The organism is Aquirufa salirivi (genome assembly GCF_045310485.1).
Classification (GTDB): domain Bacteria; phylum Bacteroidota; class Bacteroidia; order Cytophagales; family Spirosomataceae; genus Aquirufa; species Aquirufa salirivi.
The window spans coordinates 314,035-336,332 of the sequence record NZ_JBEWZH010000001.1 but is presented as its reverse complement, the minus strand read 5'-3'; the positions used below and the strand labels follow the sequence as shown (position 1 = coordinate 336,332).

The 22,298-nt window shown below is 38.7% G+C and carries 18 protein-coding genes and 1 riboswitch; of the genes, 8 read left to right on the top strand and 10 right to left on the bottom strand.

Going from position 1 to position 22,298, the window contains the following annotated elements; all coding sequences use genetic code 11:
* The first annotated feature begins 13 nt into the window (after window positions 1-13).
* Window positions 14-3,508 carry a VCBS repeat-containing protein gene (locus tag U0R11_RS01320; RefSeq protein WP_406749443.1) on the top strand — a complete coding sequence of 1,165 codons (3,495 nt, stop codon included), beginning with the start codon at window positions 14-16 and terminating at the stop codon, window positions 3,506-3,508.
* Here U0R11_RS01320 and U0R11_RS01315 read toward each other — a convergent pair.
* The 3 genes from U0R11_RS01315 to porW are packed head-to-tail and all read right to left on the bottom strand — an operon-like array spanning window position 3,497 to window position 9,405.
* The gene (locus U0R11_RS01315; protein WP_406749442.1) at window positions 3,497-4,975 is read right to left on the bottom strand and encodes an FG-GAP repeat domain-containing protein; all 1,479 of its coding nucleotides are present in this window, start codon (window positions 4,973-4,975) and stop codon (window positions 3,497-3,499) included. The genes U0R11_RS01320 and U0R11_RS01315 overlap by 12 nt on opposite strands.
* A 1-nt stretch (window position 4,976) precedes the next feature.
* A complete protein-coding gene (locus tag U0R11_RS01310; protein WP_406749441.1) occupies window positions 4,977-7,289 on the bottom strand; it encodes a penicillin-binding protein 1A in 2,313 nt (770 codons plus the stop codon).
* A 1-nt stretch (window position 7,290) separates the two neighbouring features.
* Complete coding sequence (gene porW, locus U0R11_RS01305) at window positions 7,291-9,405, bottom strand: type IX secretion system periplasmic lipoprotein PorW/SprE (protein ID WP_406749440.1); 2,115 nt, start codon at window positions 9,403-9,405, stop codon at window positions 7,291-7,293.
* Window positions 9,406-9,496: 91 nt separating this feature from the next.
* Here porW and U0R11_RS01300 point away from each other — a divergent pair, with 91 nt between their 5' ends.
* The 5 genes from U0R11_RS01300 (at window position 9,497) to U0R11_RS01280 (ending at window position 15,183) form a co-directional block, all read left to right on the top strand.
* Complete coding sequence (locus tag U0R11_RS01300) at window positions 9,497-9,682, top strand: AtpZ/AtpI family protein (protein WP_166230224.1); 186 nt, start codon at window positions 9,497-9,499, stop codon at window positions 9,680-9,682.
* Between the two features lie 76 nt (window positions 9,683-9,758).
* Entirely contained in the window at window positions 9,759-11,627 is a 1,869-nt protein-coding gene (locus tag U0R11_RS01295) for a penicillin-binding transpeptidase domain-containing protein (RefSeq protein WP_406749439.1), read from the top strand.
* The gene (gene rodA, locus U0R11_RS01290; protein ID WP_406749438.1) at window positions 11,624-12,913 is read left to right on the top strand and encodes a rod shape-determining protein RodA; all 1,290 of its coding nucleotides are present in this window, start codon (window positions 11,624-11,626) and stop codon (window positions 12,911-12,913) included. The genes U0R11_RS01295 and rodA overlap by 4 nt, the downstream gene beginning before the upstream one ends.
* A 12-nt stretch (window positions 12,914-12,925) precedes the next feature.
* Entirely contained in the window at window positions 12,926-14,161 is a 1,236-nt protein-coding gene (locus U0R11_RS01285; protein WP_406749437.1) for an MFS transporter, read from the top strand.
* Entirely contained in the window at window positions 14,161-15,183 is a 1,023-nt protein-coding gene (locus tag U0R11_RS01280) for a hypothetical protein (protein ID WP_406749436.1), read from the top strand. Before U0R11_RS01285 ends, U0R11_RS01280 begins: the two co-directional genes overlap by 1 nt.
* Here the strand turns inward: U0R11_RS01280 and U0R11_RS01275 are convergent.
* The 6 genes from U0R11_RS01275 to U0R11_RS01250 form a co-directional block, all read right to left on the bottom strand.
* Entirely contained in the window at window positions 15,180-15,554 is a 375-nt protein-coding gene (locus tag U0R11_RS01275) for a DUF423 domain-containing protein (protein ID WP_406749435.1), read from the bottom strand. The two genes, U0R11_RS01280 and U0R11_RS01275, sit on opposite strands and share 4 nt — an antisense overlap.
* Before the next feature lie 43 nt (window positions 15,555-15,597).
* Window positions 15,598-16,134: an ATP synthase F1 subunit delta gene (gene atpH / locus U0R11_RS01270; protein WP_406749434.1), complete on the bottom strand. Its 537-nt coding sequence runs from the start codon at window positions 16,132-16,134 to the stop codon at window positions 15,598-15,600.
* A 25-nt stretch (window positions 16,135-16,159) separates the two neighbouring features.
* Window positions 16,160-16,654, bottom strand: a complete 495-nt coding sequence (atpF, locus tag U0R11_RS01265) for a F0F1 ATP synthase subunit B (RefSeq protein ID WP_166230238.1) — start codon at window positions 16,652-16,654, stop codon at window positions 16,160-16,162.
* A gap of 127 nt (window positions 16,655-16,781) precedes the next feature.
* Window positions 16,782-17,027: an ATP synthase F0 subunit C gene (atpE, locus tag U0R11_RS01260; RefSeq protein WP_109322163.1), complete on the bottom strand. Its 246-nt coding sequence runs from the start codon at window positions 17,025-17,027 to the stop codon at window positions 16,782-16,784.
* Window positions 17,028-17,065: 38 nt separating this feature from the next.
* Window positions 17,066-18,127: a F0F1 ATP synthase subunit A gene (gene atpB / locus U0R11_RS01255; RefSeq protein ID WP_166374841.1), complete on the bottom strand. Its 1,062-nt coding sequence runs from the start codon at window positions 18,125-18,127 to the stop codon at window positions 17,066-17,068.
* 102 nt (window positions 18,128-18,229) lie between these two features.
* Window positions 18,230-18,589, bottom strand: a complete 360-nt coding sequence (locus U0R11_RS01250) for a hypothetical protein (RefSeq protein WP_269002616.1) — start codon at window positions 18,587-18,589, stop codon at window positions 18,230-18,232.
* A 248-nt stretch (window positions 18,590-18,837) separates the two neighbouring features.
* A riboswitch (SAM riboswitch) is annotated at window positions 18,838-18,950 on the top strand.
* 8 nt (window positions 18,951-18,958) lie between these two features.
* Between U0R11_RS01250 and U0R11_RS01245 the strand changes: the two genes are divergently transcribed.
* Both U0R11_RS01245 and U0R11_RS01240 read left to right on the top strand, forming a co-directional pair.
* On the top strand, window positions 18,959-20,053 hold the full coding sequence (locus U0R11_RS01245; protein ID WP_406749433.1) for a homoserine O-acetyltransferase family protein: 1,095 nt from the start codon (window positions 18,959-18,961) through the stop codon (window positions 20,051-20,053).
* Between the two features lie 2 nt (window positions 20,054-20,055).
* The gene (locus U0R11_RS01240) at window positions 20,056-20,853 is read left to right on the top strand and encodes an SDR family oxidoreductase (RefSeq protein ID WP_406749432.1); all 798 of its coding nucleotides are present in this window, start codon (window positions 20,056-20,058) and stop codon (window positions 20,851-20,853) included.
* On the opposite strand, the gene U0R11_RS01235 is transcribed toward U0R11_RS01240, so the two are convergent.
* Window positions 20,850-22,043: a nucleoside permease gene (locus U0R11_RS01235; RefSeq protein WP_406749431.1), complete on the bottom strand. Its 1,194-nt coding sequence runs from the start codon at window positions 22,041-22,043 to the stop codon at window positions 20,850-20,852. The two genes, U0R11_RS01240 and U0R11_RS01235, sit on opposite strands and share 4 nt — an antisense overlap.
* Between the last annotated feature and the right edge of the window lie 255 nt (window positions 22,044-22,298).

Sequence of the window (22,298 nt, the reverse complement as noted above, 5' to 3'; positions counted from 1 at the left end):
TAGTAATTATAAAATGATGAATTCTCGACAACTACTTTATTTTAGTCTACTTTTTTTTGGAATTATTTCTTGTAAAAGTAAGACCACTTTCGAACTACTGCCTAGTGATCAAACTGGCATTCATTTTTCAAATCAAATTGTTGAAAACGACACCTTGAGCATTTTGAAGTATGAATACTTGTATAATGGTAGTGGGGTTGGAATGGGTGATTTTAATAATGATGGTTTATTGGATTTGTTCTTTTCAGGCAATCAAGCCAATGGAGCTTTGTATCTCAATAAAGGGGAAATGAAGTTTGAGGATGTTTCTAAAAAAGCGGGAATTGATACCAAGAACCGTTGGTGTGCTGGAGTTAGTGTGGTGGATATCAATGGAGATGGATTGCTGGATGTGTATGTGTCAGTAACCTTGAAAAATGGCGACAAAGATCGAGAGAATCTATTGTTTGTTAACCAAGGTATCAAAGAAGGTATTCCAACCTTTAAGGAAATGGCCATGGAATATGGTATCAATGATTCTGGTCATAGCCAACACGCCGCATTTTTTGATTATGACAAAGATGGAGATTTAGACTTATATGTGTTAACAGATAAAATCACGGAATTCCCTTCTCTCTTCCGTCCTAAAGTCACGGATGGCTCTTATCCTAACACGGATCGTTTGTATCGAAATGATTGGTCAGCATCATTGAAACATCCTGTTTTTACGAATGTATCCAAAGAAGCAGGAATTACCATTGAGGGTTTTGGATTAGGGATTAATATTTGCGATATCAATCAAGATAATTGGCCGGACATTTATGTGACCAATGATTATGTATCGGATGATATACTGTATATCAATAACCAAAATGGGACTTTTACGGATCAATCTAAGGCCTATTTTAAGCATACTAGTTTAAGTGCTATGGGTAATGACGTGGCCGACATCAATAATGATGGTTTGGCTGATATCATTGCCTTAGATATGCTTCCTAAAAGTAATGATCGTAAAAAGCAGTTAGCCCCAGGAAATCATTATCAAACTTATTTGAACAGTGATACCTATGGTTATACTTACCAATACATGCGCAATTCCTTGCAATTGAATGCTGGTAAACAAGCGAATGGAAAACCTTATCCCTTCCAAGAGATCGGTTTGATGGCTGGTGTTGCCGAGACAGAATGGAGCTGGTGCCCTTCTTTAGCCGATTTTGATAATGATGGTTACCGAGATTTATTGATTACCAATGGTTTCCCTAAAGATGTAACAGATAGGGATTTTATGTCGTATCAAGCTGAATCAAAGCGCTTGACTTCGGAAGCTATCATGTTGGAAAAGTTACCCGTTATTAAAATCAATAATTATGCCTTTAAAAACATGGGAGGCTTGAAATTTGAGGATGTAAGTGCCAATTGGGGAATCAATATTGCCTCTTTTTCTAACGGAGCCGTATATGGCGACTTGGATAATGATGGCGACTTGGATTATGTTGTCAACAATATCAACGATGAAGCCTTTGTTTATAAAAACAATACCATCGATCAAGAAAAAGAGAAGTCACAGTTTTTACGGGTTAAGTTTGAGGGAAAAGGAAAAAATGTGTTAGGTATTGGAGCAAAAATTGAAGGTGTTTTTGCGGATGGATCTCGCTTTTATTACGAAAATACACCCTATCGAGGATATTTGTCTAGTGTAGAAACAGTTGCCCATATTGGTTTAGGATCTAAATTAGCCATCAAAGAAATGCGTATTTTTTGGCCGAATGATTCCATGCAGGTGATTAAAAACCCGGGTAAAAATAAGGTGATGACCGTGAAAATAGGGGAAGCCAAAATGCCTATTCAAAGTATGTTTGATTATGAAAAGCCTCTTTTGGAAGATATAAGTAAAAGCCTACAAGTGACAGATGTACATAAAGAATACGATTTTGTTGATTTTAATTTTCAAACTTTAACACCTTTTAAATTATCTCAATTAGGTCCGGGTTGTTCGGTAGGAGATATCAATGGGGATGGCTTAGAAGACTTTTTTGTAGGTGGGGCTAAGTTTTATTCAGGACTGTTTTATATACAGCAAGCTAATGGCAAATTTGTATCGAAACCATTGGACGGAATTGTTGATCAGCCCAAAAAGATGGGGGAAGATTTAGGCTCTTTATTAGTTGATTTTGACCGAGATGGGGATTTAGATTTATATATCACTCGAGGAGGAACAGAGGATAAGGCCAACTCACCAAGTTTTCAAGATGTATTGTACAAGAATGATGGCAAGGGGAACTTCACGTTAGATGTAGCAGCATTGCCTGTTTTTTTAGAGAGTAATTCAGCGGTTAGGTCCATCGATTTTGATCGTGATGGCGACTTGGATTTATTTGTCAGTGGAAGAAATGTGCCATTCGAGTATCCTAAAGGAACCGTTTCGCGATTATTACGGAATGATTCGAAGTCTGGCCAAATTAAATTTACCGATCAAACGGCTCAATGGGCTCCCGAATTATTGCAGGAATCTTTGATTTGTGATGCTATTTGGACCGATGTCAATCAAGATGGTTGGGTAGATTTGGTATTAGCGGGAGAGTATGCACCGATTCAGATATTTGAAAACCAGAAAGCTAAATTGAAAAAACTGAATGAAACGGGATTAGAAAAATATACGGGCTTGTGGGCATCCATTACAAGTGCTGATTTTGACCAAGATGGCGATATGGATTTTATAGCGGGGAATATGGGTAAAAACACTATTTTAAGGGCTTCTAATAAACAACCAGTAGAAATTGTCCATGGTGACTTAGATGGAAATGGCTTATACGATATATTCCCTTTTGTCTATTTCCAAGGTCCTAAAGGTTTATTCGAGTCTTATCCTTTGTTTGGTAAAGATGATACACATAAGCAATTGAATGCCACTCGTGCTCGCTATGTGTATTATAAAGACTTTGCTAAGGCCAAACAAGAAAACCTCTTTACGGATGCCGAAAAGAAGAAATCGTCTAAAGTTTCTATAACAGAAAATGCCTCCGTCTATATTGAAAATGCTGGAAAAGGAAAGTTTGTAATGCATGAATTGCCCGTTATGGCACAGGTTTCGGCTTTGAATGGTATGCAAGTGATTGATATTAACCAAGATGGTTATTTAGATGTCTTGTTTGTAGGAAATAATTATGGGAATGAAGTTTCTACGGGAAGATATGATGCTTCCAATGGAGGAGTGTTATTGGGAGATGGGAAAGGGAAATTTAGATACCAGTCTAATTCAGGTTTATTCGTACCAAGTGATGCTAAATCTTTAGTAAGTATTCAGTTAGGTAAGGATCAATTAGGATTTATTGCGCTCCAAAATAGAGGGGCTATGCATGTATTTAAACCTGTTAAAAGCTTTGTTCCTTTAGCCAAGGCAGGTAAAGATTTTACTTACCAGTTCATGGGTAAGAAGCAAAAAGTAAACTGGAATTATGGCTCATCTTACCTGAGTCAAAGTGCTTCTGCTCAGGGTTTTGTACCTAAAGGGGCTAGTTTAGCGAATTAAATTCTTGAAATAGGTCAGTTGAAGTCCAGGAGTCAATTTGGTTCCTGGTTTCACTGCACCGAATTGATAATTCCCTAAGATGATATCGATATCTCCGTCTTTATCCACATCACCTGCATCCATGCAGATGTAATGCCCTCCTGCTCCAATATTTAAATTACTAACTTGAAAGGTCATATTTCCTTGGTTCTGAAAATAGAGAAAATTCTCATTTCGTCCTTTGTCGTTTTCAGCAAAAAAAGCAATCATAGCTAAATCTAAATCACCATCTTGGTCAAAGTCCCTAGCTACCGTTTTGGATGCACCATAGGAAGGGTAAAAGTAGCCTTCTTTAAAATTATTTCTTCCGTCGTTTAGGTATACATGTACTCCATGAAAGGCTTTTTTAGATCTGGAGTAATCGGCATTATCCCCATTGGAAACAATGATATCATCATGCCCATCTTTATTCATATCAGCCACTTCCATATAGCTACTGCCAAATACTGAGTCAAATTGTAATAAAGGTTTTTCCACAAAAATACCTTGGCCTTTATTGATGAATAAGGACACTCCCTCTCGCGATTGAGCCATTAATACCAATAAATCAGGATTTCCGTCACCGGTGTAATCTTTAATCACGACATTACGAGCTCCTGCTTGGGCTTTTAATACATGTCGATTTTTATTTTTACCATCAATCCAGGTTAATTGACCTCGTTCAAAACCATATTCACAGATGACAAAATCTTGTACACCATCGCTATTAAAATCACTGATTTGAATATCCACAGGTCTTTTGAGCGAATCGACCTCCGCTTCCATTTTACCTTGTGGATTGATTCCATACATGGTTCCAATTTTCTCATCATTGGGATACATTTTACCAATGGCCAATAAGTAAGGTTTGTTGGCTAAAATTTGAGTTAGAGCCACTGGACTTTTGGTTTCAATGGTCTTTTTTACTTGTTTATTGGCATCCAAGACCCATAGTGTGCGGTTACGCGTTCCAGCCCAAACTTCTGGTTTATTGGGATGAATTCGAAGAGAAATAACCACGCCTAGTTGGTCAGTCTTAGAAATAAATGATTCCTCTTTAAAATGCAAGGTGGAAGTACTAATTGGACTTCTTTGCTTTTGAGGAAGCGGTTTTTCAGGAGCATTTTTGACATAATAATCCACAATGGATTGCCAATCTTCTTCGCTGATTTTAGGGTCTAGTGGGTATATGTCCATGGCCAATGCGCTTTGGTATTGCTCCTCGGAGATACGTGTCATTAGTTGAAAACGATCACCAATTCCAAGACGGTAGCCCATTTCGGGTAACACACCATCTTTCCAGGTCTTTTTATCGAGTAAAGAAGGGTCAGGGAATTTATGGCAAGACGAACAGGTCTCTTTGGCTAGAGCTTCACTTTTTTCTTCAGCACTTTGTTGACATGCCGTAAATACGGTTGAAAAAAGAATTAAGGCGGCAATTAATCGCATGTTATTGAACATTGGTATTTTGAACAGCCGTAGAATCGATGTCCACTTTTCCACTACAGGTGAAATCGAATACGATTTTTTCAGGCTTTATGAAAGGCATTTTTCGATACCCTTCAATGGCTAATGATTGATCGGAATATACTTTTTCCATGAATTTGGCATAGGCTGGCATGGCCATTTTGGCTCCCTGACCAAGGGCTAATGATCTAAAGTGGATGCTTCGGTCATCACCACCAACCCATACACCCGCCACTAATTTCTGCGTTACTCCCATGAACCAGCCATCGGAGTAGTTGGAAGTTGTACCTGTTTTTGCCCCTATTTCATTACCCGCTACAATGGAAGTTCTTTTTAATCCTTCTGCTGTTCCACCTGGTTCCTGCACAGCACCTTGTAACATGTAGGTCATGAGGTAGGCGGTTTCGGGTTTAATAGCTGCTTTGGCCGTTGGAGAGAATTCACGCAGGACATTTCCTACCTTATCTGTTATTTTCAAGATCAAAATGGGTTCAATTCGCTCGCCTGCGTTAGCAAAAGTGCTGTAGGCAGACACTTGCTCAAATACAGATACTTCTGAGGCTCCTAAGCAAAGGGATGGGCCTTCATACAGGGCGCTTGAAATCCCAGCTTTATGGGCAAATTCAGCAATTTTCTGTGGACCCATTTCTTTCATTAATTTGGCAGAAATGGTATTGATGGACAAGGCCATGGCTCTTCTTAATTTGAGCTTTTCATAGCTGTATTTTCCATCGGAGTTTTGTGGCGTCCATGTCCCATTAGTAAGTCCGTCTTCTTCTCCAAAAGTTACCGGTTCATCAATTAATTCATCGCATGGGGTAGCAATCTCATTTTCTATGGCAGCTCCATAAACAAAGGGTTTGAAAGTAGAGCCGGGTTGTCTTTTGCTTTGGGTAATGTGATCAAACTTAAAATACTTATAATTAATGCCACCAATCCAAGCCTTCACGTGGCCGTTAGTTGGGTCCATGGCCATAAAGCCACAATTTAAAATCCGCTTGTAGTAATTTAAGGAATCCATGGAACTCATGGTCGTATCAATATCCCCTTGGTAGGAGAATACGGTCATTTTTACTTTTCTATTCAATTCTTCCCAAACTTTGAATTCATCATTGTTGTATGCTGCCATTAACTCACGGTAACGGTCAGTACGTTTCATGGCATCTCTCAGGAAGCCTTTAATTTCCTTCATTTCTTCATTCACCCAAGGGTTTCTTCCTTTCCAATGTGAATAGAACAAGCTTTGCTCCGCCTTCATATGCTCTCGAATGGATTCATCTGCATATTTTTGCATGCGGGAATCAATACTGGTATAAATGCGTAATCCTGAAGTATACAGGTTGATTTGTTGGTCTTCCGGACGGTCGGCATTGATTTCTTTGATGACTGATAAAATCTGTTTTCGGATACTTTCTCTGAAATAAGGAGCGGCGCCTGTATTTTGATTTTCTACTTTAAACTTCAAGTTCAAAGGACTCTCCATCATGCTACGAGCGTCATCTTCCTGCAAATAATCGTATTTGGCTAATTGTCCTAGGACCACATTGCGTCTTTCTAATGTTTTTTCCGGTCTGATCCGCGGATCATAAAGAGATGGGTTTTGTAATAAGCCTATCAAGGTAGCAGCTTCAGGTAAGGAAACTGTTTTAACATCTTTTTGGAAATAAGTCCGACAAGCCACTTGTATACCATAGGCATTATTTCCAAAACTCACCTCATTGAGGTACATGGCCATGATTTCTTGTTTGGTGTAGCGTCTTTCTAATTTGATGGCTAAAATCCACTCTTTGACTTTAGCTATGGCTGTTTTTAATCCTCCAATTTTCATGAGTAAACCCATGTAAAGAGGATCATCTTCTCCAAACTCCACCGAACGGGTATGAAATAGATTTTTGGCCAGCTGCTGCGAAATGGTACTTCCTCCACCCGATGTTCCAAAACTTAACACAACCCTCATCATGGAACGCATATCAATGCCAGAGTGCGTGGTAAATCGAGCATCTTCCGTGGCCATCAAGGTATTGATAATGGTAGGAGAGAGATCTTCGAATTCCACAGGATTTCTATTTTCTCTAAAGTATTTACCTATTTCCTGTCCATCTTCTGAAATCAAAAGAGAAGCTTCCTGACTTTTGGGATTTTCTAATTCATAGAGACTAGGCATTCCACCAAAGAGCCAAAGGAAATTAAAGTTGACAGCTGTAATAAACAGAACAACAAACAGCGTGGAACCCAATAGAAATTTATAGGTAAATCGAATCAGTTTTAGATATTTTCCCTCTTCAAATTCGAACATGTTAGTTTTTATTTTTGGTGTAGGCTTTTAATAAAGCTTCAGCCTCCGTTGTTAATGGACTTTTTGGGAAAGCCTGTATGAAGTTTCTCAAATTATCTTGGTAGCTGGTGAATTCCTTTAATCCACCATAACAAAGCGCTTTTAAAAATACGACTTTATCTTCTAAGTTACTACCCTGAAACTGTTGTAAGATTTGTTGACATTGACGCGAGGCCTCGGTATAATGATGAGCTTTAAATTGCTCATAGGCCAATTCGTAGGCTTTTTGTGCTGCCAATTCATTGCTTTCTGTCAAACTGCCATGTTCAATTTTTAAAATTAATTGTTTGAAATAGGCCGTTGGGAAGCGATCAAATAATTGAATACGGTAGTTTTTTTGATCTGGGGAATCTTTGTCGCTACTTAAATATAACAAGTAGAGCGCTTCCGCTTCATGGCTTGTACCTGGATAATTGGCCAATAATTTTTTCAATAAGCTACTGGCTTGTTCCTTTTCTCCCAATTCCAATCGCACAAATTTACCTAACTCAAATAAGGCATCTTCTTCCCGTTTTTTTACTTGAGCTATCTGAGTCGGACTTTTAGGAATGGTGTTTAGCCAAATTTTCAAAGAATCGTTTTCAACAGGATTAGGGCTGTTTGTCTTCGCATTTTCTGAAGGGGCATTGGCCGTATTTTGTGTCAAATCCACAATCCGGTTACTTAGGTTGTTATTTTTATTTTTACGATTCCAAAAATCCTCTAAGGTCCTAACTCCCCATTTATTGCTGAATTCTTGCTGACCTTGGATTCTAGCTTGGTCATTGTTAAAGTAAAAACTTTGTTGCTCTGGACTTGGAGGTCTGCGCGTAAAAACGACATTACTTTGAATTTGCACCGATTTGCTCAATAATGAATCCGCTTTTCTTTGTTGCTTTTTTTGTGTCTTTTGGTACATGTCCGTTAATTCCATCAAGGACATATTGCTTAATTTTAGTAAAGAGTCCTCCTGACTTAGTGCTTTGCTTAATTGTAAATAGCTAGACCACGTCTTTTTTAATTTCTGCGTATTGGTGTAAGCTGGATGATTTGGGTTAAGGTAAGTGGCGGCACTATCATAGTATTTGGCAGCTTCATCAAAACGTTTCAGTTGTTTGGCAAAAAGATTTCCCAATTGTAAATAAAGTTCTCCTCGGTCGCTACCGCTTTTACCACCTTTGGTCCAATAGTCTTTGGCTTTATCAAATTCCTTATTTCTAAAATAGATTTCTCCTAAAGCTGCGTATAAGGCAGGGACCTGATCCTCGTTTTTAGGTTCACGAATCATTTTTTCTAATTCTTCGGGTGCATTGTTTAATTGATGTACTGCCAAAGTCGCATGGAATTGTAAATCATAGCTAGCCTTGGATTTTTTTACAGCAGCATAATTTTCCAGAGCTAATTTATTTTTTCCTTGCGACTCAAATAATTGACCCAAAATATAGCGAAGTCGCGCTTTTTCTTCTCCTGATGAAAGCGAAGGTAGGATTTCCTCCAAGAGTGCAATGGTCGGGATTATTTCGTTTTTACTTTGGTGGAAATATGCTCTGGATAAGAGATAATTGTTTTTTTGTGTCTGATTGAGGTCTAGACTTTGGATGAATTCACCTACTTTTTCTGCCGAAGTGAAATCATGCTGATGAATGTAAATTTGGTATAAATGGATCAACGAAGTACTTTGAGAACGAGGGTCATTATCAATGGAATTGACAAATTTGAAAGTCTCTAGGGCATTTTTAAAGTCTTTTTTGATGTAGCGACCCCAACCAATCAAGGCATAGGCATCATCCACAAAATGGGAATTTTGGTGGCGGTCAATCACCAAGGAGGCTTTCTTAATGACTAAGTCAATATCAGCAGCATGCTGTTGACCAAAGGCAGAATCAATGGCTGGAATGATGGGAAGTAGGGATTTGTAATCCTCCTTATGTTCTTCCCAAAACTTCTTTTGGATCGTCTTTTTTAAGCGATCAGCTTGCCAAATGGCATTGTACTTGGCATTTAGATTATGAAATGCCACGGCAGCAGGCTTTGTGCTCTGTTGAGAACAGGCACTTACAAGTGCCAATAATCCGAGAAGCCAATATCTTCTAATCATGCAGAAAACCAAAATTGTTCAAATTTACAATTTATCTCAACGAAAAAGGGATAAATTTAGCGTGGCTTTACGATTAATTTAATTCAAACCGATGAACTCTTACCAAAAATACATTGGAGCAGCTTTTCAAATGTTGGTAACCATCTTATTGGGAGTTTGGTTGGGTCGGTATTTGGATGGGTATTTTCACATGGAAAAGCCTTGGTTAACCATTGTTTTCTCTTTAGGCTCCATTGCCATTTCTATGGTAGGATTGATTCGAAGTCTGCCAAAATAATTGCGAATTAGCTCGATTTATAAGCCGATATATTTCTGTAAATTGCTGAGATTTTCCATATTAACTCAAATTTTCCGTGTTCGAGGGTCGCAGACAAATTCTTTTGTTGTTCTTTATCATCATTGGGTTGGTGTTTATAGGGAAGTTGTTTTTCCTTCAAGTAATCGATGATAGTTACGAAAAGGCGGCCGACAATAATGCCATTCGTAAAATTATACAAATTCCTTTTCGAGGGGAAGTATATGACAGGTACAATAAACTCATCGTTTATAATACGCCTGTGTATGATTTATATATGACACCGCGTAAGGCACACGTTCGTGATACCTTGCAGTTTTGTCAACTTTTTGGAATAACGAGGGCTTATTTTGATTCTACATGTAAACAAGCCAAAGCTTATTCTCGCGTGAAGCCTTATTTGTTTTTGAAACATTTGTCGAAAGAAGATTTTGCGCGTGTACAAGATGCCATGGTGGATTTTCCGGGATTTACTTTTACCACAACGGCCTTTAGAACCTATCAATCTAAAGCATTTTCCAATGCATTGGGTTATGTGGCAGAGATCAATCCCAATACCTTGCAGAATCAAAAAGATGATTATTATCGGCAGGGAGATTATGTGGGAGTTTCTGGAATAGAAAGTTTTTATGAAGAAGATTTGCGTGGACAAAGGGGTGTCAAATATCGAATGGTCAATAGTAATGGAGTAGAAAAGGGCGATTTCAAAGAAGGACGTCTAGATATTCAGCCCATTGCGGGGAAGAATTTATATACGGGAGTAGATATTCGATTACAGGAATATGCCGATAGTTTAATGCAACATAAGGTAGGTTCCGTGGTGGCCATAGAGCCAGCTACTGGGGAGATTTTGACTATGGTTTCAGCCCCTTCTTATGACCCAAGCTTATTAGCAGGCCGTAATTTTTCTACGTATTACCAGGATTTGGCATTGGATCCGATGAAACCCTTGCTGAATCGTCCACCCTCAGCGTATTATCGACCAGGCTCTACCTTTAAATTGATTCAAGCCTTGGTAGGTTTACAATTAGGCATCATTACACCCAGTAGCGTATTTACACATGCAGGCGCTCCAGTCAAGTGTCACTCGCACAATACCTCACACAATGATTTACACAATGCCATACAATGGTCTTGTAACCCCTATTTTTACCATGCATTTCGGAAGATCTTGTATGAAGATACACAAGGGAATACCTATGAGCGATCGGCTCAAGGTCTTCAGCGGTGGTCAGAGTTAGTGGCCAATTTTGGATTTGGAAGGAAGTTAGGCGTGGATTTAGGCAATGAGAAAAAGGGGATATTGCCCAATGTTGAATATTACAATAAGGTGTATAAAGGAGAAAATACTTGGAAGTTTTCCAATATTTATTCCTTGAGTATTGGGGAAGGTGAATTGGTAGTAAATCCTTTAAAAATGGCTAATGTTGCGGCTATTATAGCCAATCGGGGCTGGTATAAACCTCCTCATTTAGTAAAAGCCATTGGGGATAATAAAGTGGTGGATCCATTTTATAAAACACCCGTTTATGTGGGTATTGATTCAAAGCATTTTGGGGTAGTCATTGAGGGCATGAAAGATGCGGTATTGCATGGAACGGTGGGTGGCGATGGTAAAATTCCAGATATTGTCATGTGTGGTAAAACAGGGACCTCACAAAATGCCAAAGGAGAAGACCACTCGGTATTTATTGCTTTTGCCCCCAAGGATAATCCTAAAATTGCCATTGCTGTTTTTGTCGAAAACGCAGGTTTTGGAGGTTTTGCTGCAGCGCCTATTGCATCTTTAATCATTGAGAAATATTTGAAAGGTAAGGTTGATCGTAAGGCCGTGGAGGAGAAATTTATGAATAAAAGTTATCTTCCAAATGTGTTATCCGTGACAGGTCCAAGGCCTTCAAAAACTAAAAAAGACAGCTTGAAATGAGTAATCAAAACCAATTAGTGAGTAAGGTTGATTGGATTACCATATCCTTGTACGCATTATTTGTATTAGCGGGCTGGATGAATATTTATTCGGCGGTTTACAATCCAGAAACACACAACTGGATTTTTGATGCTAAGTTTTATGATTCCAATGCTGGAAAACAACTGATTTGGATTGGTACAAGTCTGATACTCATCATATGTATTTTTGCCATTGATTTTCGTTTTTTTGAGGCTTTTGCACCCATCATTTATGCAAGTTTTATTGGATTATTAATCTTAGTGCCATTTTTGGGAGTGACCGTCAACGGTTCTCATTCTTGGTTTAAGTTTGGTTCTATCACCATTCAACCTGCTGAATTTGCCAAGACAGCCACGGCCTTGTTATTGGCGAAATACATCAATGAACCCCAAGTGAATTTGACCAAATGGAAAAATCAATGGTTTGCGGCGGCTATCATAGGATTACCCATGATATTGATTATTGCTTCCAATGAAACGGGTTCCGCATTGGTATTTGCCTCATTTTTAATCTTGCTTTATCGAGAAGGATTGCCTGGTGAATACCCGGGTTTATTCATTGCTTCTGTGACTATTTTTGTGTCAGCTTTGTTGTTGAGCCCCTGGACCATTCTTGTTACGCTAATCGTTATCGCAGGTTGCATCATTGGACTATCTCCAATTTATGTACAACGCTTGAAACAAACCTACATGAAAGCAGCCATGTTCATTGTAGGAATCATGTTCATGGTTTTTTTGGTCGACTTCGCAGTAAATACGGTATTAAAAGAGCATCAAAGAAATCGAATTAAAGTGTTGATTGATCCTTCATTTGACCCTAGAGGTTTGGGTTATCAGCTAACACAATCCAAAATTGCTATTGGTTCGGGTGGTTTTTGGGGTAAGGGTTACCTTCAAGGGACACAAACTAAATTTGATTTTGTGCCAGCACAAAGCTCTGATTTTATATTTTGTACCATCGGTGAGGAGCAAGGATTTTTTGGTGTATTGGTAGTGATAGTTTTGTTCATGGCATTTTTATGGCGACTCATGTATTTGGCTGATCAGCAAAGGTCCCGATTTGCTAGAGCTTATGGTTATGGCGTGGTAGGAATTCTCTTTTTCCACTTTTTAGTGAATATTGGTATGACCATAGGCTTAATGCCCATCATTGGTATCCCTTTACCATTTTTTAGTTATGGAGGCTCTTCTCTTTGGTCATTTACCATACTATTGTTTATATTTCTAAAATTAGATTCGCATCGTTCGGATATGCTTTCGCGTTAATTACCTAAACCTATGATAGAAGAAAAACTAAGTTCTAAAGCTAAACTGTTAATTGCTGTTGCAGCCCTAGGATATTTTGTAGATGTCTATGATTTAATTCTGTTTTCAGTGGTACGTAATCCCAGCTTAAAAAGTTTGGGCTTGGTGGGCCCTGATTTATTGAATCAAGGACTGAATCTGATGAATATTCAGATGGGAGGAATGTTGTTAGGAGGTATTTTGTGGGGAATTTATGGCGATAAAAAGGGCAGGAAGTCGGTTTTATTCGGCTCTATTTTATTGTATTCTGTGGCCAATGCCTTGAATGGAATGGTACATGATCTAGATACTTATGCCTGGTTAAGATTTCTGGCAGGGATAGGTTTGGCAGGTGAATTAGGAGCTGGAATTACCTTAGTCAACGAAACACTTCCTCCTTCTAAGCGCGGTATAGGAACCTTAATCATTGCAGGGGTTGGTGCCTCAGGGGCTATTTTTGCTCCGATTGTTTCTAATTTTAGTTCGGATCCTGAATGGTGGAGAACATGTTATTACATTGGAGGTGGTATGGGATTAGCTTTATTGCTGTTGCGATTAGGCACCTTTGAGTCTGGTATGTTTTTGGAATTGGAAAAGGATGTTAAGCGAGGTAATTTCTTCCAATTGTTTTCCCATGGACAAATTTTCAAGAAATACCTGTATTGTATTCTAATGGGTTTGCCGATTTGGTACATCATAGGCATTTTGGTTTTTTCATCACCAGAATTATTACAGAGTATGGGTTTGAAGGGGGTGATAACAGGAGGTGATGCTATCATGTATTGTTATTTAGGCTTATCTGTGGGGGATTTTGCTAGTGGCTATTTAAGTCAGGTATTGAAAAGTAGGAATAAGGCCGTAATGAGCTACCTAATTATAGCTTGGGTCTTGACCATTTATTTCCTATATGCGATGTCGGACATTTCTGTCGTTTATGGAAACATCATGATCACACTATTAGGATTCTTTGGGGGATATTGGGCAGTATTTTTGACTAGCTCATCTGAGCAGTTTGGCACTAATTTGCGTATGACAGTGACCACCACTGTCCCAAATTTTGTACGCGGAGCTTTAATTCCCATTAGTTTATTGTTTAAGTTTTTGATACCTAGCGTGGGTATGGTGAATTCGGCGGCCATCGTGGGTGCTTTATGTTTTGGATTATCGATTTGGTCTGTTAGTCAATTGAAAGAGACATTTGGTAAATCATTGGATTTTATAGAAGAATAATGGCATTAATATCTAGGAAGAAAAACCTGTATCGGATTAATAACCAGCTGAGGCGCTACTTGCATAAGTATGGTCGTGAGCATGCGATGAATATTAGTTATCAGGATTTAATTCGTTATGATAATGCGATTACTTTGTATGATAAAAATGGCCTTGATACCTTATGGGAAACGGTTTTTTATTCTCCAGCCGATCAAGAAGAAGTCCATGAGTCATTGAAAAATATTTATGCGGATTTAAAGACCGACGGTAATGAGGGAGTTATTAAGCACTTGGTGATCGATCGAGTGGACTATTGTACTTATGGGAATACGCATCCATTTCGCATTCGGATTGTCAATAAGGTCAATGACATTTTTGATTATTTCTACATCAAAGTGGCGGATGCTTCTCGGGTTTATGGTTTGGAATTAGAGCATATTCTTTCTCCCAATCGAATCAATTATGTGACTTACGACAATACCTTGGTAGAAGAACATATCGCAGGTGTGCCGGGAGATGTTTTTTTAAAGCAAGATTTGGAGAATGATTTGGAGTCGCCGATTCGCTTGGCCAAGGAGTTTGTGAAATTCAATGAGCGCTGTTTGGTGCAGCTTTTGGGGGATATGCACAGTACCAATTATGTGGTTATTACCACCCCGGATTTTGATGATATTTATTATCGGATTAGACCGATCGACTTTGACCAGCAATGCTATGAAGGCAAGCGGTCGGTGTATTTGCCGCAATATTTCAAACAAAACAATCGTTTGGTTGAGTTGGGCATGAAGTTCATGACGCCCGAATCTGTTTGGCAGTACCAAATTGAAGAAAGATCGATGATTGCTAGTCGATTGAAATCGGAGAGTCAGCGGGTATATGATTTGATGACAGTGATGGCCAAGGATGATATCGCACCCGTAGAAAATATGGAGCAATTACGTTTGGAATTAGCTCGACATTACAATGATGATCGTTTTTTGAACTGTAAAACGATGGGTGAAATTGTCTGGAGTAGTTTAGAGCTGGTCATGCGTCATTAAGCTTTTTGGTAGGCTGCCATGGCCATACAAGAAAATCCTAAAATCAAGGAAAGTCCGCCAATCGGAGCTACAGCTCCCCAGATGTTTTGTTGGGTGATGCATATCAAATACAAAGCACCTGGGAAAATGATACTCCCTGCCAACATGAGATAAGAGGCTATTTTCAAAAAGCGATTTCCTGAATTGATTTGCCAAATACCTAAAAGCAATAATGCTAAAGCTCCATACATTTGGTAGGTAGAGGCCGTTTCAAAGGTATCTAGTCGCTGTGTCGACACTAAATATGTTTTCCAAGCATGCGCGCCAAAGGCACCGATGGCTACGGATAAAGTTGCTAGGATAGATCCTGAAAGTAAGCAAAATCGTTTCATGATAAATGGATAAAAAAAGCCTTGATGAACAAGGCTTTTTAATTTATGAGGCGAAAGAAACTTTTAAATCATTTAGTTTCCGTCGGATAGAATCATCGACTTGCTTGTCTCCTACACGTAGGATAAATCCACCGATTAATGATTCGTCAATGGACTCATGCAATTGAACATCTTTGCCAGAATATTCTTTTACAATGGCAATCACTTGTTTACGTTGTTCTTCTGTTAAAGTAGAAGATGTCACCACATCTGCTTTTTGGATTCCTTTATAAGAAGTATATAATTCAATGAATTGTTTGGCAATAGCAGGCAAGAATTTTTCTCTATTTTTTCGTGTGATAATTTCAAAGATAGAATAAGACACAGCATGGAATTTATCTTTGAATAATTTACTCAAGATAGTCATTTTCGTGCCGTGCTTGATAATAGGGCTTTTAAACGCTAGTACCAATTCTTTACTGTTTTGGCAGGTTTCTTGGAAGCTCACCATATCTTGGTAAACATCTTCCACCACCTTTTTTTCAATGGCTAAATCCAGCAAAGATTTAGCGTAACGGTGGGCAACAATTAACTCAGACATTTGATCAAATTTAAGGTGTTGCTTCTTATTTTAATGTGACATCGGCTATCCACTCAGAAACTAATTTTTCTTGAGCAGCTTTGTCTTTCAATTGGCTTTTTAATACTTTTTCCGCTAAATCAAGGGATAGGCTAGCTGCTTCTTTACGAATAGAGGCTACAGCGGCTACTTTTTCTTGTTCAAATGCGACACGCGCTTTTTCAATTTCTTGATTAGCGGCGGTTTGAGCATCTAATTTAGCTTGAGAAATCATGGCATCAGCAGCTTCTTTTGCTTGCTTGATTAAAGCATCACGATCAGCACGTGCAGAAACTAGCAATTGCTCATTTCCTGCTTTAAGCTCAGCCATTTCTTTCTTTGTTTCCTCCGAAAGTTTGATTGCTTGGTCGATCGACTCTTCGCGCTCATGTAATGATTGAATGATGGGCTTCCAAGCAAATTTTGCTAGAAGAAAAAACAAAATTCCGAATACGAGAATTTGCCAAAAGATAAGTCCAAAATCTGGGGTAATTAACTCCATACTTGTGTATAATTAAGATGTTAGAATCTTCTTAAAAACGCAATTTGGTGCCTAGTGCGACCAAATTGCGTTTGAAAATAAGGGAGTCATTTGCCAAGGCTAACCCGAGGCATGACCTGGTGTTGAATTACTTTAAAGTAACCAACAAACAAATTACTGCTGCGAAAAGAGCAACCGCCTCAACGAAAGCAGCTACGATCAACATCGCACCTTGGATTTTTCCTGAAGCTTCTGGTTGACGAGCGATAGATTCCATAGCAGAACCACCGATGTTACCGATACCTAAACCAGCACCAACTGCAGCTAAACCAGCTCCAACACCTGCAAGACCAGTTCCTACAGAAACTTCCAATAAAATTGATAAAAGAGACATACTAATTGGGTTTATGAATAAAAATTAAAATACAAATTCTAGTGATGGTGTTCTTCAATGGCTGCACCAATGTAAGTAGAAACTAACATGGTGAAAATAAAGGCTTGAATGAAGGCCACAATCAATTCAATCACGTTCATGAATAAAGAGAACGGTACAACTGCAATTCCTAAAGCTGCATTTTCAAAAATGAAAATTAAGGAAACCAAACTTAATAAAATGATGTGACCTGCTGTCATGTTAGCAAATAAACGCACCATTAAAGAGAATGGCTTCATGAAAACTCCTACTATTTCTACCGGAGTCATGATGATTAACATCCATTTTGGTACACCTGGCATAGCAAAAACGTGTGTCCAGTAGGTCGCTTTACCATTTAAGTTCGTTACAAAAAAGGCAATAATAGCCATAACAGCTGTTACCGCAATATTTCCTGTAACGTTAGCACCACCTGGAATTAAGCCCAGCATGTTGTTGAACCAAATGAAGAAAAATACCGTCAATAAATAAGGCATAAAACGACGGTAGTGTTTTTCGCCAATGTTGTTTTTAGCGATTTCATCGCGCACAAAAATGATGATGGGTTCAAATAGGGATTGAATTCCTTTAGGTGCACGGTGAGGATTTTCTTTGTAGGTTTTTCCGATACCGATGAAAATACTGAGTAATAAAACGGCAGAAAGTAATAAGGAAGCTACGTTTTTAGTGATGGATATATCATAAACGGTCTCACCATTTTCCGCATGGATTTTTCCATGTTCTAATTTTAAACCTTGGTAAGGCACTTCTTCATGATGTTCGTTTTTGAAATTAGAAGAAGAAAATACTTGTAAGCCAGCCGATTCAGTGTATACGATGCACGGGAGAGGTATAGTAGCATGAAAATGTCCGATGGTAAAGAAATGCCATTCGTGCTCATCGGCAATGTGGTGTAAGATCATTTTTCCTGCATCGAACTTCTCCTCTTGCTGAGGAGCATGTTCGGTCGCTTCTGCAGCAGCAGGCTCATTGGCCCATGCGGAGAAACTAAAAAGGGAAATGAATAATCCGAGGATTATATTTGAAAAATACACTTTTTTGAAAATGGACTTACCCGACATCTTAATGCTCGCTTTTACTTTAATTTCTTTGATTAATAAAGCTAATTCGTTGATTAGCTGGATGTAGAAAAGGATTTTTATGACTTTTGGCCTTAGTCTTTTCTAAAAACGTCGCAAGTTACGAAGCAAACCAATTATTTCAAAATTTGTACTACATAAATAGAGTACAAAAAAATTCCCCACAAATAAGATCATTTCAGGAGTACCCATATATCCAAAAACACCGATAAAAATAAGGCTAGCTATGAAGCGGATGGCTAGGGAAGCCATGTGGAAAGGAATAAATTTTTCACGGTCATTTTTCCAACCCAGTTGATGTAATGCATGACTTAAATAGGCTAAAAAGAAGAAGAAGGCCCAAATGAATTTTACATCTGAATGTAACCAGCTCGCTAAACTACTTTGATGGAGTCCCCAAAGTACCAAACCTAATCCTCCGTAAAAACTGACTAATTTAAGCATGCTGCAAATATCTGAATTATGTCTTAGAATGTTATTCCATAACCATACTTAATTATTCTTTTGCCAATAGGTAGGTAATAATTATCAAGTAATGAATTAAATGTACGCAATACTGAATGAAGCTAAACCGTCGAAGCAAAATCGTCTCAGCAAAACCGACAAATCTAAACCGACAAATCTTATCCTTTTGGAATTCTTCCATTTCATCCTTTACTTTGCAGTCCCAAGTCAATCGCACAAGCAGCATTGATTTATAAAGAAGAAGGGAGAGACTAGGCTCAACGAACTTCTGGCAACCAGTTGAAAAACTAAGGTGCTAACTCCTACCCCAGGCAAATGCCTGTTTAGGGAAATATAAACGATTAGTTCATGCAAGCTGAATTTCATCATTTTCATTCTTCTTTTTCTTTTGACCTAGAAATGGGTGGCGTTCTTCCTTCCGTTCAATTGGCCTATGAAACCATGGGCAAATTAAATGCCCAAAAAGATAATGTGGTTTGGATTTGTCATGCCTTCACCGGAAGTCATGAAGTGTCTGATTGGTGGCAAGGACTCGTAGGTTCAGGCAAACTGTTTAATCCGGAAAACCATTTTATTGTTTGTTGCAATATTTTGGGTTCTCATTACGGTTCCACCGGCCCGCTATCCACTAATCCCTTGACTGGCGAGCCTTATTACCATACCTTTCCAAGCATCACCATTCGGGATGTGGTCAATAGTTTTGAATTACTGAGAAAGGATTTAGGTATAGATCGTATCAAAACCTGTATTGGAGGATCTTTGGGTGGTCAACAAGCCTTAGAGTGGTCTATCATCCAACCAGATTTAATTGAAAATCTTATCCTAATTGCCACCAATGCCGTTCATTCACCTTGGGGAATCGCTTTCAATGAGTCCCAACGAATGTCCATCGAAGTGGATCCTACGTGGAAAGAATCTCAGCCCAAAGCGGGTATTGAAGGCATGAAGGCGGCACGTGCTACGGCCTTGATTTCTTACCGTAATTATGAAACTTATCAAATTACTCAGGCACGACAAGAAAATACAACTGGCGAATCCCTTCGTGCGATATCCTATCAACGTTATCAAGGAGAAAAATTAGCTGGCCGATTTAATGCCTATTCCTATTATATTTTGTCGAAAATGATGGACTCTCAAGATGTAGGGAGAAACCGGGGAGGTGTCATTAAAGCCTTAAAGTCTGTGAAGTCCAAAACCTTGGTCATTGGTATCAAATCAGATGCCTTGTTCCCAATTGTTGAACAAGAATATTTGGCCAAGCATATCCCTGGGGCATCTTTTCAAGTGATCGATTCCCTTTATGGTCATGATGGTTTTTTAATCGAAAGTGGTTTGATGACCAAGGCGATACGCCTTTGGCAAAAGTTACTTCGTTTGGAAGTGAACCCTATGGCCGAATTTTTCAAAGAATTAGAAATTAGACATATTTCTTACGCTTCTTAATCATGAAATTTACCGATCAAGTTGTTTGGATCACGGGTGCTTCTTCCGGCATTGGTGAAGCTTTAGCTCAGGCCTTTGCGCAAGAAGGAGCACATTTGGTTTTATCATCGAGAAGAGAGGATGAGCTCCAGCGTGTGGCGAATCTTTGTCAAGTGTATGGACATTCCGTGTTGGTTTTGCCTTTTGATATGACACAATTGGATCAACATGATTTGATGCTAGAAAAGGTCGTGGCTACCTTTGGACGTATCGATGTCATGGTCTTGAATGCAGGAGTGAGTCAACGATCCTTTGTAGAGGATACACATTTGGAAGTATATCGGAAATTGTTTGAAATCAATTTCTTTTCCATCGTGGCTTTGACCCAGAAGTTATTACCCTTATTTAAAAAACAAGGTTCTGGGACTTTTGTCCCGATCGCTTCCGTAGCAGGAAGAATCTCAACTCCAAGGAGAGGAGCCTATGGGGCATCCAAGCATGCTTTGATTGGTTTTTTTGATTCGGTTCGGGCAGAAGTTTACGACTATGGAATACACGTTTGTACCATATTGCCAGGCTATATCAAAACGAATATCTCCTTGAATGCCATGAACGAACATGGAGAAGCCTATGGTAAAATGGATCCCAATCAAGCGAAAGGTTTAGAGCCTAGCATCACTGCTCAAGGCATCGTTCAGGCTGTTTTTGTTCAAAAGAAGGAATATTTTATCGGAGGAAAACTGGAGGCGCTCGGTTTATTCGTCAAGCGCCTCAGTCCATCATTATTGTTTTGGATGATCAGAAAGATCAAAAATACTTAAGCACTCGCGGCTTCTTTTTTATCACTAAAGAATAAAATAAACAAGACTAATACCAGTCCTGCAATTGCCGCTGGAACCATCCATACGGCTTGCCAATCATGTACACCATTTACGGTGTAATGGTCTAATACGATTCCCGATAATTTGGAACCAATACCCATACCTACGCCATAGGTGGCAAGTGTAATTAATCCTTGCGCCGCGTTTTTCACTTTCTCGCCCGCTTTTTGATCGGTATAGATTTGGCCCGTCACAAAGAAAAAATCATAACAAACACCGTGTAAAATAATACCGATGAATAAAATCCATTCAGAACTGATTCCATCTCCATAACCAAAGCAAAGGAAGCGGATAACCCAAGCAATCAAGCCCACAATTAGCATTTTTTTCACTCCCAAACGAGTAAATGCCAAAGGTATTAATAACATGAATACGACTTCGGAAGCCTGACCAAATGACATTTTGTTCTCCACATTTTGCATGTGTGAATCTGTCAAGGAAGGATTAGCCATGGCATAGTAAAAAGATAATGGAATGCAGATTAAAATGGAGGAGACAAAGAAGATTAAGAAAGAGCGATCTTTAAATAATTTCAAGGCATCTAGTCCTATGATTTGAGCAATCGAGGAGTTTTTGTCCGCTTTAGGAGGTGTGTCGGGCAGGAAAAAGGCGTAAATGCCCAAGATAAATGAACTAATCATAGAGATTTGGAATATGGCCACTTGATCTCCTAAAGCTAAAAATCCGATAATATTGGTTACCACAATCCAAGCTACAGTTCCTGTTACTCGTATACTCGGGAATTCTTTTTCTGGATTGTTCATTTGGTTCATGGCGATAGAATTAGACAAGGCTAGGTTAGGAGCAAAGCAAAGCGTATAGGCCAGGATATACCAAAAGAAAGTTTCAGGGTCTTTATTTTGACTTAAGAAAAACAAGATGATACCACCCAAAATATTTAAAACACCCATCACTTTTTGGGCAGAAAAAAATCGGTCAGCAATTAATCCCACAAAAAATGGGGCTGTTATACATGCTATCGAAAATGTAGTATAAGCATTACCTACTTGATCTCCAGTGGCATGCAAGGTGGTTAAAAGGTATTTACTCATTTGACCGTACCATGATCCCCAAGAAAAGAACATAAGGAACATCATGGTCATCAACTGAATTCGAGTGCTGTTTTTCATTTTAGCGTATTTTGAGTTAACCAAAAATACAAATTTGAATGAATTTTACTTCTTTTAGAAAATATTTTTTAGACTCATTCGGTGATAAATTTGAACGAAATAATTACCGTTTTTACATTTTTTTGATTTCACTACCAAAAATTTAAACCTCAAAAATTGAAATGTATCAAAATATATCAAAAAATAGCCCTAAAAAGGATAATGAGCCTTTTGTTGGCAACTCCTTAAGTATTTGATTTTCAGTGATATTTGTTG